General features: G+C 68.7%; 14 protein-coding genes. 2 read left to right on the top strand and 12 right to left on the bottom strand.

The window, feature by feature from the left end; genetic code table 11:
- Positions 1-7: 7 nt before the first annotated feature.
- From tatB to sigE, 4 genes are all read right to left on the bottom strand, one after another.
- A complete protein-coding gene (gene tatB / locus HQ325_RS08295; RefSeq protein WP_222627983.1) occupies positions 8-427 on the bottom strand; it encodes a Sec-independent protein translocase protein TatB in 420 nt (139 codons plus the stop codon).
- 9 nt (positions 428-436) lie between these two features.
- Positions 437-1933 carry a trypsin-like peptidase domain-containing protein gene (locus tag HQ325_RS08290; protein ID WP_222627981.1) on the bottom strand — a complete coding sequence of 499 codons (1497 nt, stop codon included), beginning with the start codon at positions 1931-1933 and terminating at the stop codon, positions 437-439.
- A gap of 9 nt (positions 1934-1942) precedes the next feature.
- A complete protein-coding gene (locus HQ325_RS08285; protein WP_222627979.1) occupies positions 1943-2287 on the bottom strand; it encodes a hypothetical protein in 345 nt (114 codons plus the stop codon).
- A gap of 118 nt (positions 2288-2405) precedes the next feature.
- Complete coding sequence (gene sigE, locus HQ325_RS08280) at positions 2406-3071, bottom strand: RNA polymerase sigma factor SigE (RefSeq protein WP_222627977.1); 666 nt, start codon at positions 3069-3071, stop codon at positions 2406-2408.
- A gap of 239 nt (positions 3072-3310) precedes the next feature.
- Between sigE and HQ325_RS08275 the strand changes: the two genes are divergently transcribed.
- Entirely contained in the window at positions 3311-3928 is a 618-nt protein-coding gene (locus tag HQ325_RS08275) for an O-methyltransferase (RefSeq protein WP_027503859.1), read from the top strand.
- 1 nt (position 3929) lies between these two features.
- On the opposite strand, the gene glgC is transcribed toward HQ325_RS08275, so the two are convergent.
- Entirely contained in the window at positions 3930-5144 is a 1215-nt protein-coding gene (gene glgC, locus HQ325_RS08270; RefSeq protein WP_222627975.1) for a glucose-1-phosphate adenylyltransferase, read from the bottom strand.
- A gap of 77 nt (positions 5145-5221) precedes the next feature.
- On the opposite strand from glgC, the gene glgA reads away from it, so the two are divergent.
- On the top strand, positions 5222-6388 hold the full coding sequence (glgA, locus tag HQ325_RS08265; RefSeq protein ID WP_222627973.1) for a glycogen synthase: 1167 nt from the start codon (positions 5222-5224) through the stop codon (positions 6386-6388).
- On the opposite strand, the gene HQ325_RS08260 is transcribed toward glgA, so the two are convergent.
- From HQ325_RS08260 to HQ325_RS08230, 7 genes are all read right to left on the bottom strand, one after another.
- Complete coding sequence (locus tag HQ325_RS08260; protein ID WP_222627971.1) at positions 6367-7215, bottom strand: methyltransferase domain-containing protein; 849 nt, start codon at positions 7213-7215, stop codon at positions 6367-6369. The two genes, glgA and HQ325_RS08260, sit on opposite strands and share 22 nt — an antisense overlap.
- 108 nt (positions 7216-7323) lie before the next feature.
- Complete coding sequence (locus tag HQ325_RS08255) at positions 7324-7491, bottom strand: DUF3117 domain-containing protein (protein WP_003406247.1); 168 nt, start codon at positions 7489-7491, stop codon at positions 7324-7326.
- Positions 7492-7648: 157 nt separating this feature from the next.
- A complete protein-coding gene (locus HQ325_RS08250) occupies positions 7649-8212 on the bottom strand; it encodes a DNA-3-methyladenine glycosylase I (RefSeq protein ID WP_222629104.1) in 564 nt (187 codons plus the stop codon).
- A gap of 13 nt (positions 8213-8225) precedes the next feature.
- The gene (locus HQ325_RS08245; RefSeq protein ID WP_222627969.1) at positions 8226-8549 is read right to left on the bottom strand and encodes a DivIVA domain-containing protein; all 324 of its coding nucleotides are present in this window, start codon (positions 8547-8549) and stop codon (positions 8226-8228) included.
- A gap of 69 nt (positions 8550-8618) precedes the next feature.
- Positions 8619-9566, bottom strand: coding sequence for a glucosyl-3-phosphoglycerate synthase (locus HQ325_RS08240; protein WP_222629101.1), 948 nt, complete (start codon positions 9564-9566; stop codon positions 8619-8621).
- An 11-nt stretch (positions 9567-9577) separates the two neighbouring features.
- A complete protein-coding gene (gene folP / locus HQ325_RS08235; protein WP_222629099.1) occupies positions 9578-10390 on the bottom strand; it encodes a dihydropteroate synthase in 813 nt (270 codons plus the stop codon).
- A gap of 106 nt (positions 10391-10496) precedes the next feature.
- Positions 10497-12269, bottom strand: a complete 1773-nt coding sequence (locus HQ325_RS08230; protein WP_222627967.1) for a long-chain-acyl-CoA synthetase — start codon at positions 12267-12269, stop codon at positions 10497-10499.
- Between the last annotated feature and the right edge of the window lie 33 nt (positions 12270-12302).

Genomic DNA, 12302 nt, shown 5'->3' with positions numbered 1-12302 from the left:
GGAGAACTCAGGTCGCGTCGGGGTCGATCGGGGGACGGTCCCCGGTCGGCAGCGGCGCCGACCCGGTGGACTTGGTCATGTTCGGCGTACCCGACTGCGGTGTCGACGACTGTGTCCCGGACTGAGGCTTCTCGTCGAATTTTCCCGTGAAGATCGAATCGTCGCCGTCGAGAAGGTGCTTCGTGATGACCGCGCGAGGGGTCATGCCGCGGAGCTGGTTCAGGTCGGCCAGAGGCTTGCGCAGGTCGTCGAAGTCCGTGCCCAGCTCGTCCTTGAGCTGCTGGCTCGCGCCACTGGCGTAGTCCCGAACCTGTCGGAGCGAGCGGGTGGTCCACGTGATGGCCCCGGGCAGACGCTCGGGACCGAGGATGACGAGTGCGGCGACGAGAAGAACCATCATCTCGCCCCAGCCGATGTTCGAGAACACGTCTACACCTTACGCATCCGACACCGGAGTGACCGTCACGTCGACGGTCCGCCCCGAGCGGACTAGTTGTACCTGCACGGGCCGACCGATCTCCTGTTCCTGCACTGCGACCGTCAGCTCGTCGGCACCGGAGACGGTGCGGTCGCCGACTCGGACGATCACGTCGCCCTCCGCGATGCCCGCCTGCTGTGCGGGGCCGCCGGCGGTGACGTTGGCGATCTGAGCGCCACTGAGCGCGTCGTTGATCACCGACCGCGCGTTCACGCCGATGTCCGGATGATTCATCGCGCCGGTCCGGATGAGGGACTGTACGACCTCGGTGACGTCGTCGATGGGGATGGCGAAGCCCAGTCCCACCGATCCCCCGCTCTCACTGCGGATCGCGGAGTTGATGCCGATGACGCGGCCCTCGGCGTCGATGAGGGGACCACCGGAGTTGCCGGGGTTGATCGCCGCGTCGGTCTGAACCGCATCGATGACGGCGTCGGTGTCCGTGCCCTCCCCGGACAGTCGCACGGGACGATCGAGCGCACTGACGATGCCGCGCGTGACCGTCTTGCTCAGTCCCAGTGGTGATCCGACGGCGACGACGTCGTCGCCGACCGCCACGTCCGACGAGCGGCCGAGCTGGGCGACGCTGAGGTCCGCGACGTCGGTCTTGAGCACGGCGAGATCGGTCTTGGTGTCCCGGCCGACGATCTGCGCGGGCACCTTGGTGCCGTCGGAGAACGTCACGTTGAGTGTCGCGCCCGGGTTGGTCGCGGCCATCGAGATCACGTGATTGTTGGTGACGATGTAACCGGCTCCGTCGATGACGACGCCCGAACCGGTACCGGCGTTGCCGCCGAACGTCTCCTGGACCGACACCACGGACGGCAGGACGGCTTCGGCGACGCGGGCCACCTGGCCCTGCGGGAGTTCGCTGCCGCCCTGTTCCAGGGTCACGCGCGAGCTGGTCAGCGAGCCGCCGAGATCGGCGGCGACACTGCCGACGACGCCGCCGAGGAGGCCGATGACCAGCGCGACACCGGCGAGGGAGGCGAGAGCGCCGGCGGATACTCGGCGACCGAACAGAACTTCCCGCGCACCCAGTCTCGTGCCGGGCGTCAGCGGCGCGGGTTCCGGTTCGTCGAGCGCGGGCGAGACCGTCGTGACAGCCGACGAGGGCACGCGCCACGGGTTCTGGGGTTCGGGCTCCTGCTCGACCTCGGGGGCCTCGGGCTCGCGCACCAGAGATTCGGTGACGCCGGGCGGCCGACCGAAGGCCTCGGTGAGGACGGGATCGGGCGCCGCGACGCGGATCGACGAGCTGTCCCGCCGCCGGGTCTGCGCGTCACCGAAGGAATCGCGGATGCCGTGGGGGCGACCGAACGCCCGCACCACGTGCGCGTCGATGGTGGGCCGGTAGAGCGGACGCGGAGGAAGCCGCGGCGCATCGTCGTCGGGTGCTCCCCCGTCCGCCGAAGAAGCCGTGGGGTCCGGTCGGTACTCGTCGGCTGGAGTCACCTCTGCACGCTACCGGCGCCGGAAACGTGACCCGACGACCGACCCCAGACCATGACGCAGGCCGGAGCCGATGCCGGGTTCGGATCGGCCGGGTTCGGGAGATGTGCAGTGCGGGATCTGGTGCAGGAGACCCAGTAGTGAGGATGGCATGGACATCTCCGGCGAGCCCTGGAGAGCGACACGGGCCTGCTGCTGTGCCTCGACCTCGGCGGCACACGAAGCGCACTCCGACACGTGTCGCGCGGCGCGCAGATAGGCGTTCATGCGCAGTTCGCCGTCGACATAGGCGGCCACCGCCTCACTGGCGAGGTGGTCGGTGGGGCTGAACTGCCGAGGATCACGAAACCGAGTCATGCTGCCTCCACTTCATGCCGTGCCGATGTGCGGATCGTCCCGGGGTGAAACGCACGGCACCGGCCGGAAGTTCCCGGCCCGCACTCCGTCCCCCACAGAACGGTACTCGCGTCGGCGGCTACTCGGCCGAGGTCAGCGACTCGCGGGTACGCCGACTGGCGGCGAGGTGGTCGCGCAGCGCCTGGCGGCCACGATGGATACGGCTTCGCACGGTGCCGAGCTTGACCCCCAGGGTCGCGCCGATCTCCTCGTAGGACAGACCCTCGATGTCGCACAGCACGATTGCTGCACGGAACTCGGGAGCCAACGAGTCGAGGGCCGCCTGGAGATCCGGGTCGAGACGCGCATCGTGGTAGATCTGCTCGGGGTCGGGGGTGTCGGACGGCACCCGGTCGTAGTCCTCCGGCAGCGCCTCCATCCGGATGCGGTTGCGGCGGCGCACCATGTCCAGGAACAGGTTCGTCGTGATGCGGTGCAACCAGCCCTCGAAGGTGCCGGGCTGGTAGTTCTGCAGCGAGCGGAACACGCGGATGAAGGTGTCCTGTGTGAGGTCCTCGGCATCCTGCGCGTTGCCGGACAGCCGGTAGGCGAGGCGGTAGACGCGGTCACCGTGCTCCCGGACGAGCTCGTCCCAGGACGGCATCGACGTCGCGTCCCCGGTCGCGTCGAACACCGCGGTGCCGGACAGTTCCTCGGAACTGTCCGCGGCGGCCTGGTCCGACTCGGCGGCGGGGCGGGAGGTCGGGGAGGTGAGGGCAGCGTGTTCGCGCGGGCTGGTGATCATGTGGATCGTTCAATCCTCCTACTCGGGCGATCATCGCGGCGTGGTATCGACGTGCGATGTGGTGTTACCCGTGTTCGGCGCGACCGAAGCGTGAGGACGATCCGACGAACCCGCGTAGGGAAACTATGTCGCGGGCAGGTGTGCGACCCGTGTGAGAAGGCTGAGTGTGGGCTGAGAGTCTGGACGCGAGGAGTTCGTGGGCGGGTTAGGGTCCCTTCGTGACTGCCGACGCCGCCAAGATGCTGCACTACGCCGAAGCCTCCGTCGTGGAGGACGAGATCCTGCAGGCCGCGCGCGAGCGCGCCGTGGATCTGGGCGCCGCGCCGATACCGGCGTCCGTCGGAGCCGTGCTCAGCATGGTCGCGCAGTTGTCCGGAGCCCGCACGGTGGTGGAGGTCGGAACCGGCGCCGGCGTCAGCGGGCTGTGGCTGCTGGACGGGATGCGGCCCGACGGGGTCCTCACCACCATCGACACCGAACCGGAGCATCAGCGCGCCGCCAAGGAGGCGTTCCGTTCCGGCGGCATCGGAGCGTCGCGGACCCGGTTGATCAACGGCCGCGCCCTCGACGTCCTCCCCCGCCTGGCCGACGCGTCCTACGATCTGGTGTTCGTCGACGCGACGCCGCGCGACCACGTCGGATTCGTGACGGAGGGCGTGCGGATGCTCCGCCCCGGTGGCGCCCTGATCCTGCACAACGCGTTGCTGGGTGGACGTGTCGCGGACGCCTCGTCACGCGACGAGGCCACCGTCGCCGTTCGCGCGGCCGCCCGCGCCATCGCGGAGAACGACAGCCTGACGGCGGTCGTCCTTCCCCTCGGCGACGGCCTGCTGTGCGCCTCGCGCGTGCCGGAGTGACCTAGATCCAGACACCCTTGCCGACGGCGACCACGCCGTTGGCACTCACGTTGAACCGCTCGCTGTCCCGCTCGCGGTCGACGCCGATGATCTCGCCGTCGTTCACCACCACGTTCTTGTCCAGGATGGCGTTGCGGACGACCGCATTACGACCGATGCGCACTCCGGGCATGATGACGCTGCCCTCCACGGTGGCGCCCGCGTCGATGATCACCGACGAGCTCAGCACCGAGTTGCGCACCGTCGCGCCGGACAGGATCGAACCCGCTCCGACGATCGACTCCTGCGCCAGACCACCCTGCACGAACTTGGCGGGCGGCAGGTTGTCCGCGGCGCCGCGGATCGGCCATCGCTTGTTGTACAGGTTGAAGATCGGGTGCACCGACACCAGGTCCATGTGCGCGTCGTAGAACGCGTCCAGGGTGCCGACGTCGCGCCAGTAGCCCTTGTCCCGCTCGGTCGCACCGGGGACGACGTTGTCCTTGAAGTCGTAGACCGACGCCTTCCCGGCCGCGACGAGCGCGGGAATGATGTTGCCGCCCATGTCGTGATCGGAGTCCGAGTCCTCGGCGTCGGCACGGATGGCATCGACGAGCACCTTGGTGGTGAAGACGTAGTTGCCCATCGACGCGAACGTCATGGTGGGGTCGTCCGGCGTTCCGGGCGGGTCCGCCGGCTTCTCGAGGAACTCGGTGATGTTGCCCGAGGCGTCGCTGTCGATGCAGCCGAATGCCGTTGCCTCGGCGCGCGGTACGCGGATGCCGGCCACCGTGACACCGGCACCGGAATCGATGTGCTGCTGCACCATCTGCTCGGGGTCCATGCGGTACACGTGGTCCGCACCGAACACGACGATGTACTCGGGATCCTCGTCGTACACGAGGTTCATCGACTGGAAGATGGCGTCGGCACTGCCGGTGTACCAGCGGGGCCCGAGCCGCTGCTGCGCGGGTACTGGGGTGATGTACTCACCCGCGAACCCCGACAGCCGCCAGGTCTGGGAGATGTGCCGGTCGAGCGAGTGCGACTTGTACTGAGTCAGAACACACAACCGCAGATAGCCGGCATTGACGAGATTGCTCAGCACGAAGTCGATCAGGCGGTACGCACCACCGAACGGGACCGCGGGCTTCGCGCGATCGGCTGTCATCGGATACAGGCGTTTGCCCTCACCTCCGGCGAGCACGATTCCGAGTACATGCGGCTGGGTCCTCACAACAGCCAACCTATCCGGTTGTGACGAGCAATCGCTACGTATAGGCCGAATGCACACCGACGCGTTACGTTCCTCTCATGCGAGTGGCGATGATGACGAAGGAATATCCCCCCGAGATCTACGGCGGCGCGGGCGTTCACGTGACGCAGCTGGTCGACCGTCTCCGCGCACTGTGCGAGGTCGACGTGCACTGCATCGGCGCGCCGCGCGACACCGCCGTCGTGCACTCCCCGGACCCGGCCCTGGCCGATGCGAACCCGGCGTTGACGACGCTCTCCACGGGGCTGCGGATGGCGAACGCCGCCGGCGAGGCCGACGTGGTGCACTCGCACACCTGGTACACCGGGCTCGCCGGCCATCTCGCCGCCGAGCTGTACGGGATCCCGCACGTGCTCACCGCGCACTCGCTGGAACCGCGCCGACCATGGAAGGCCGAGCAGCTGGGCGGCGGCTACCGCATCTCGTCGTGGTCCGAGCGCAACGCCATGGAGTACGCCGACGCCGTCATCGCGGTCAGCGACGGCATGAGATCCGACGTGCTGGACTGCTACCCGCGCATCGATCCGGATCGAGTTCACGTGGTGCGCAACGGCATCGACACCGAGGTGTGGCACGCCGGCGGCCCCGCGGAGGGCGCCCCGTCCGCGCTCGAGTCGATCGGCGTGCGCACCGACGCCCCCATCGTCGCGTTCGTCGGCCGCATCACCCGGCAGAAGGGCGTGGGGCACCTCATCGCCGCGGCCCACTCGTTCGACCCGTCCATTCAGCTGGTGCTGTGTGCCGGTGCGCCCGACACCCCGGAGATCGCGGCCGAGACCGAGCGCGCCGTCACCGCCCTGTCCGAGAGCCGCGGCAACGTGTTCTGGGTCCGTGAGATGCTGCCGACCGAACAGATCCGTCAGATCCTCTCGGCGGCCGCCGTGTTCGTGTGTCCGTCGGTGTACGAGCCACTCGGCATCGTCAACCTGGAGGCGATGGCCTGCGAGACGGCCGTCGTCGCCTCCGACGTGGGCGGCATTCCCGAGGTCGTGGCCGACGGCCGCACCGGAGCCCTCGTGCACTACGACGCCGCGGACACCGCCACGTTCGAGGCGGACCTGGCCGCCGCGGTCAACGACCTCGTAGCCGACGAGAGTCGAGCAGCGCGGCAGGGTGTCGCCGGTCGTGAGCGCGCCGTGGCCGAGTTCTCCTGGGAGTCGATCGCGGCACAGACGATGGACGTCTACGCCGCGGCTCGCGCGTAGACGCCGAGGGTCACCGACACGGTGACCGCGCGCGCGGGCGGCATCTCGTCGACCCGCGCGCGCAGGTCGGCCGCCGGGATGTGGCGCGCCGACGGCCCCATGCTCACGACGTCGACGATCTCGTCCCGCGTGAACGTGGTCGAGTAGGTGATCGGGACCCGGCGCACCCGCTCGAACCGGCCACCGAGCGTGTCGCCCAACCTCTGCGTCTTGTTCTCGTCCACCCGGACCAGACCGAGATCGTCGACGAGCTCGACGAGATGGCGCTCGGTGGGAGTGAGCACCACCAACACCCCGTCGGGTGCGAGCACGCGCGCGAGCTCCTCCGCGTTGCGCGGCGAGAACACCGACAGGGCGGCGTCGATCACGCCGGAGCGGACCGGGATGCTCTGCCAGACGTCGGCGACCACCGCGGACGCTCGCGGGTGCGATCGTGCGGCGCGGCGTGCGGCGGCCTTGGACACGTCGAGACCGACGCCGACGGCATCGGGGACGCCCGCGTCCAGCACGCGGGCGAGGTAGTGCCCGGTGCCCACTCCGACGTCGAGCACGCGGCGCCGGTCCCCGACGGAATCGGCCACGGCGTCCATGAGCGTGTCGTAGTGCCCGCGGTCGAGGAATTCGGCGCGCGCCGCGACCATCTCGGCGGAGTCGCCGACGATCTTGCCGCCGGACCCGGCGAGCAGGCTGACGTATCCCTGGCGCGCGACGTCGAACGTGTGCCCGCGGTCGCACAGCAGAGCGGCCGCTCCCGAGTCGAGATCGTCCGCCTCGAGGTCAGACCCGCAGTGTGGGCACGCGAGCAGGGCCACCGCGTCGTCGTTCACGGTTCCTCCGCTCGTCGTGGTGTGTCGCTCGTTCGGTCGGGACGAGAACAGCCCCACCGGTCAGGGTCGGCCGGTGGGGCTGTTCTCACGGTGATGACAGGTGTGGTGTCAGCTGGTGACGCCCTTGAGCTCGTCGCCCAGAGCGGCTGCCTCGTCGGGAGTCAGTTCGACGACCAAGCGTCCTCCGCCTTCGAGTGGAACCCTCATGACGATTCCTCGTCCCTCTTTGGTCGCCTCGAGCGGACCGTCCCCGGTCCGGGGCTTCATGGCCGCCATTCTCTGCTCCCTCCAGATCTGCGCTGCCCCGCATCGCGCGCTGCATCAATTCGGTCGCGCCTCGCCGGGGTCCGACGAGGCTCGTGCACTTATTGTTCCCTATCCTCCGGATCCGTGGGCAACGGACACCCTCGAACGAGCGGGACACGGGTGTGCACTAGCGCGCGGGAACCCAGCATCCGGCGAGGTGATCGTCCACCATCCCGGTCGCCTGCATCAACGCGTACGCCGTGGTGGGGCCGACGAACGCGAACCCCGACTTCTTCAGAGTGCGCGCGAGAGCGGTGGACTCGGGTGTCACCGCGGGAACGTCCTGCAGGCTTGTCGGGCGACCGCGGCGCGGCGGCGCGAACGACCACAGGAGCGTGTCGAGATCGAGATCCTGGTCGACGATGGCCCGTGCATTGGTCACCGCGGCAACGATTTTCGCGCGATTACGCACGATGCCCGCATCACCCATGAGGCGTTCGACGTCGACGTCTCCCCACCGCGCGACGACGGTGGGATCGAAGTGCGCGAACGCCGTTCGGAAAGCGTCGCGCTTGCGCAGAATGGTGATCCACGAGAGCCCCGACTGGAATGCCTCGAGGGTGATCCGCTCGTAGAGGGCGTCCCGGCCGTGCACCACCACACCCCACTCCTCGTCGTGGTACCGGGCGTACAGAGGATCGGTGGTCGGGTCACCGGCCCAGAGGCAGCGGGCCCGTCCGTCCGAACCGATCCGGAGACCGGACTCAGACGTCGTCACCGGGCGCGTCCTTCACGACAGGTTCCGACGGCTCGGCCTCCCGCAGGCGCAGACGCAGACCGTCGATCTCGACCGCGAGCCGATCGAGGGCCCAGTCGACCTCGCGGGCGTCGTACCCGCGCACCGTGAGCGAGAAGCGCAGAGCCCGCACGTCGCGTCCGGAGATGCCGCGTGCGGGCAGCGCGGTGGCCGTGGTCCCCTCCGGCAACGGTTCCATCTCCTCCCCGCGGCCGAAGACGACGGACGCGAGGAGGAACAGGGCCGCGGCCACGACCGCGATCACGACGACGTACAGCAGGATCGTCACCATGACGCGAATCCTGTCACGACGAGGCGACAGGATCCGCGGCGGTGGTGCGCCTCTGCGCCCCCCGACTTCTCAGCCCCCCGACTTCTCGAATCCCGTCTTGCCCGCCCACGGCCGCACCGTGCGCATGGGCGGCCGGTCGGTCAGCGAGACGTCGGTGATCGAGGGGACGAAGGTCTCCCCGTCGAGGACGAACTGCGTGAGACCGGCTCCCGAGTCGGGGATGCCGGCGCGCGCCAGCATGGTTCCGACGATCTGACGGCTCATGGCCCCCAGCTCCACGAGCGGCCGGTTGCGGTGCCGACGGACGCCGAGGTTCACCTGACCGATCGCATCCATTCCCAACCGGTCGTACGTGTCCATCAGCAATCCGATCTCCACGCCGTACCCGGGCGCGAAGGGCACCGAGGACAGGAGTTCGCGAGTTCCGGCGTACTCCCCGCCCAGCGGCTGGATGACCCGACCGAGTTCGGGACGCAGGGCGGCCAACAGCGGCCTGGCCACCAGTTCGGTCACGCGTCCACCACCGTGCGCTTCGGTCGACCCGCTCAGCGGCCTGCGGTAGTACCCCTTGACCAGATGGATGCCGTCCCCTGTGAGCAACGGCCCGAGCAGCTTGGGCACGAACTGCGGGTCGGGATCGATCAGATCGGAGTCCACGAACGCGATGATGTCGCCCGTCGTGGCCGCGACGGCGCGCCACAGCACCTCGCCCTTGCCCGGTGCGGGGGCCAGTTCGGGAACCGCCTCCTCCCGGGAGACGACGGTGGCACCGGCGGCCGTCGCACGCACGGCGGTCCGATCGGTCGACCCGGAGTCGAGCACCACCAACTCGTCGACCAGTCGCCCGAGGAGCGGCGAGATGGTGTCGAGAACACCGGCGACGGTCTCCTCCTCGTTCAGTGCGGGAAGAACGACCGAGACGGTCCGGTCACCCTTCGCCGCCTCGAGCTCCTCGAGGGTCCAGGAGGGTGATTCCCAGCTGTTCTCGCGATCCCAGTCGGTCGCGGGGGTGAGCATGCCTGCCAGTGTCATGCCAGACCTCGTACCGTCCGGGCGGGAGCCCTGGTGCCGGCTATCGCTGCCACCATGTCGACCACCCGTCTCGTCGCTGCCACCTCGTGCACCCGGAACATCCGAGCACCCTGTGATGCCGTCAAAGCTGTCGCGGCCAATGTTCCCTCCAACCGTTCGGCGAGTCCTACACCCAGAGTCTCCCCGATGAAATCCTTGTTGCTCAGTGCCATCAGGACAGGCCATCCGGTGTTTACAAGACTGTCGATCCGACGCAACAGTTCGAGCCCGTGATAGGTGTTCTTGCCGAAATCGTGGGTCGGATCGACGATGATCCCGTCCGCGCGCACACCCGCGGCGAGGGCGTTCTCGGCCGATCGAGTCACTTCGGAGAGCACGTCGGCGACCACGTCGGCGTAGCGGACGCGGTGCGGCCGGGTCCGAGGAACCGCTCCGCCGGTGTGGGAACAGACGATGCCGGCCCCGACCTCGGCGGCGACGTACACGAGGTCGGGGTCCGCTCCGGCCCACGTGTCGTTGATCAGATCGGCGCCCTCCGCGCACGCGAGTCGAGCGACCTCGGCGCGCCAGGTGTCCACGCTGATCACCAGATCCGGGTACGCGGCGCGGATGGCGGCGACGAACGGAACCACCCGTCGGGTCTCCTCGGCGGCGTCGACGGTGGCGCCGGGTCCGGCCTTCACACCGCCGATGTCGACGAGGTCGGCACCCTCGTCCACCGCACGGCGGACCGCGTCCATCGCGGCGTCGTCCTCGAACGTCGCGCCGCGGTCGTAGAAGCTGTCGGGGGTGCGGTTGACGATGGCCATGACCAGCGCACGGTCGGTCGCGACCGGTCTACCGCACAGGGTGTCGGCGGGGACGGACGTCTCGGGTGCGCTCACACCACCATGATGCCCGTCCCCGGGGGCCACCTCAGCCCTTGGGCAGCTTGCCGGCACCGACCTCGTCGACGTACTCGTCGTAGCTCTCGACGTAACCGCCGGACTTGCCCTTCAGGACGAACAGGTCGCCGTCCCCGTCGCCGTAGCCCACCTTGCGGAGCTCGACCTTCTTGCTCTTGAACGTGGACGTGGCCTCGAGCGAGTCCACCACCCGGATGAACAGCGGCACCGCGTAGCCGGGGAGGTTCTTGTAGGCATGCTCGGCGAAGCTCGCACCGTCGAAGCTCTTGTCGTGGCGCAACGTCACCGCCGCCATGCCCGCCTTGCCGTCGGTGCCGGGAACATCCACGCCGAAGACCACGGCCTGATCGACGTCGGGGTGCGAGTTCAGCGCGCCCTCGACCTGGGTGGTGGCGACGTTCTCACCCTTCCAGCGGAAGGTGTCGCCGAGGCGGTCGACGAACGCCACGTGCCGGAAGCCCTGCTGCCGCACCAGGTCTCCGGTGTCGAACCAGCAGTCGCCGTCCTTGAATCCGTCCTTGAGGAGCTTCTTGTTCGTGGCCTCCTCATCGGAGTACCCGTCGAACGGCGCACGGTCGGTGACCTTCGAGAGCAGCAGACCCACGCCGCCGGCGCCGACCTTGCGCAGCCGACCCTTGTCGTCTCGCGTGGCCTTGCCCGACTCGTCGTCGTACTCGACGACGGCGTACGGCAGCGGGCAGAAGCCCGCGGTGCGGTCGATGTTGAAGGCGTTGATGAACGCGATGTTGCACTCGCTGGCGCCGTAGAACTCCGCCACGCGCTCGATGCCGAAGCGGGTGGTGAACTCCTCCCAGATCTCCGGGCGCAGGCCGTTGCCGACGATCAACTTGATCGTGTTGTCCGCGTCCTGCGGAGTCTCGTCCTGCGTGAGCAGGTACCGGCAGAGCTCGCCGATGTAGGTGAACGCGGTGGCCTCGTTCTCGCGGACGTCCTTCCAGAAGTTGGACACCGAGAACTGCTTGCCGATGGCGAGGGTGGCGCCGGACGCGAGCACTGACGAGAGGGAGACCGTCAGCGCGTTGTTGTGATAGAGCGGGAGGCAGCAGTAGAGAACGTCGTTCTTGTCGAGCCGCACACCCATGCTGCCGAGGCCGGACATGGACTTCATCCACCGGAAATGGCTCATCAGGCTGGCCTTGGGCATACCCGTCGTGCCGGAGGTGAAGATGTAGAAGGCCTTCTCCTTGGCCTGCACCTCGGCGGTGGTGGCGGGATTCTCCGCGCTCGCCGACGCCGCCTTCTCGTCCAGCTCGTCCGCGTGCAGGATGACCTTCTCGGGGAGCGCCTCGTCGAGGGTCTCCAGAGCCTCGACACAGTCGCTGTCGACGACGACCACACGCGCGTCGAGGATCCCGAGGCTGTGCTCCAGAACATCGCCGCGCTGGTTGAAGTTCAGCATCCCGGCCGTCGCGCCGAGCTTGACGGTGGCCAGGGTGACGAGCAGCGTGCGCATCGAGTTCTTGGCCAACACGCCGACGACGTCGCCGCGGCGGACACCGCGGTCGGTGAGCACGCCGGCGTACCGGTTCACGAGGTCGTTGGCCTGGCCGTAGGTGAGGGTGTCCCCCTCGAACCGGACGAACGGGTGATCCGGGGTCTTGGCTGCGACGCGCTGGAAGATGTGGCCGATCGACTCCTTGTCGTCGGGCTTGCGCAGGAACCCGGGCACTCCCCGGAGGACACTGGGCAGCGCTGCCGTCATCTTCGGAAGTGTGGCGGCGATGTCGAGCAATCCGACCTTGTGACGAGCCTCGGCACCCATGCTGTGGTTCCCTCCCCTGGCGAGCCGGCAACG

Origin of the sequence: Rhodococcus sp. BP-349 (assembly GCF_019835845.1) — a bacterium.
Lineage (GTDB): Bacteria > Actinomycetota > Actinomycetes > Mycobacteriales > Mycobacteriaceae > Rhodococcoides.
This window is presented reverse-complemented; position numbering and strand designations above follow the sequence as displayed.

Excerpts from the sequence above, each read along its gene's own strand:
- HQ325_RS08285 (WP_222627979.1), bottom strand. The coding sequence starts at position 2,287 with ATGACTCGGTTTCGTGATCCTCGGCAGTTCAGCCCCACCGACCACCTC.
- sigE (WP_222627977.1), bottom strand. The coding sequence starts at position 3,071 with ATGATCACCAGCCCGCGCGAACACGCTGCCCTCACCTCCCCGACCTCC.
- HQ325_RS08275 (WP_027503859.1), top strand. The coding sequence starts at position 3,311 with ATGCTGCACTACGCCGAAGCCTCCGTCGTGGAGGACGAGATCCTGCAG.
- glgA (WP_222627973.1), top strand. The coding sequence starts at position 5,222 with ATGCGAGTGGCGATGATGACGAAGGAATATCCCCCCGAGATCTACGGC.
- HQ325_RS08255 (WP_003406247.1), bottom strand. The coding sequence starts at position 7,491 with ATGGCGGCCATGAAGCCCCGGACCGGGGACGGTCCGCTCGAGGCGACC.
- HQ325_RS08245 (WP_222627969.1), bottom strand. The coding sequence starts at position 8,549 with ATGGTGACGATCCTGCTGTACGTCGTCGTGATCGCGGTCGTGGCCGCG.
- HQ325_RS08240 (WP_222629101.1), bottom strand. The coding sequence starts at position 9,566 with ATGCTCACCCCCGCGACCGACTGGGATCGCGAGAACAGCTGGGAATCA.
- folP (WP_222629099.1), bottom strand. The coding sequence starts at position 10,390 with ATGGCCATCGTCAACCGCACCCCCGACAGCTTCTACGACCGCGGCGCG.
- HQ325_RS08230 (WP_222627967.1), bottom strand. The coding sequence starts at position 12,269 with ATGGGTGCCGAGGCTCGTCACAAGGTCGGATTGCTCGACATCGCCGCC.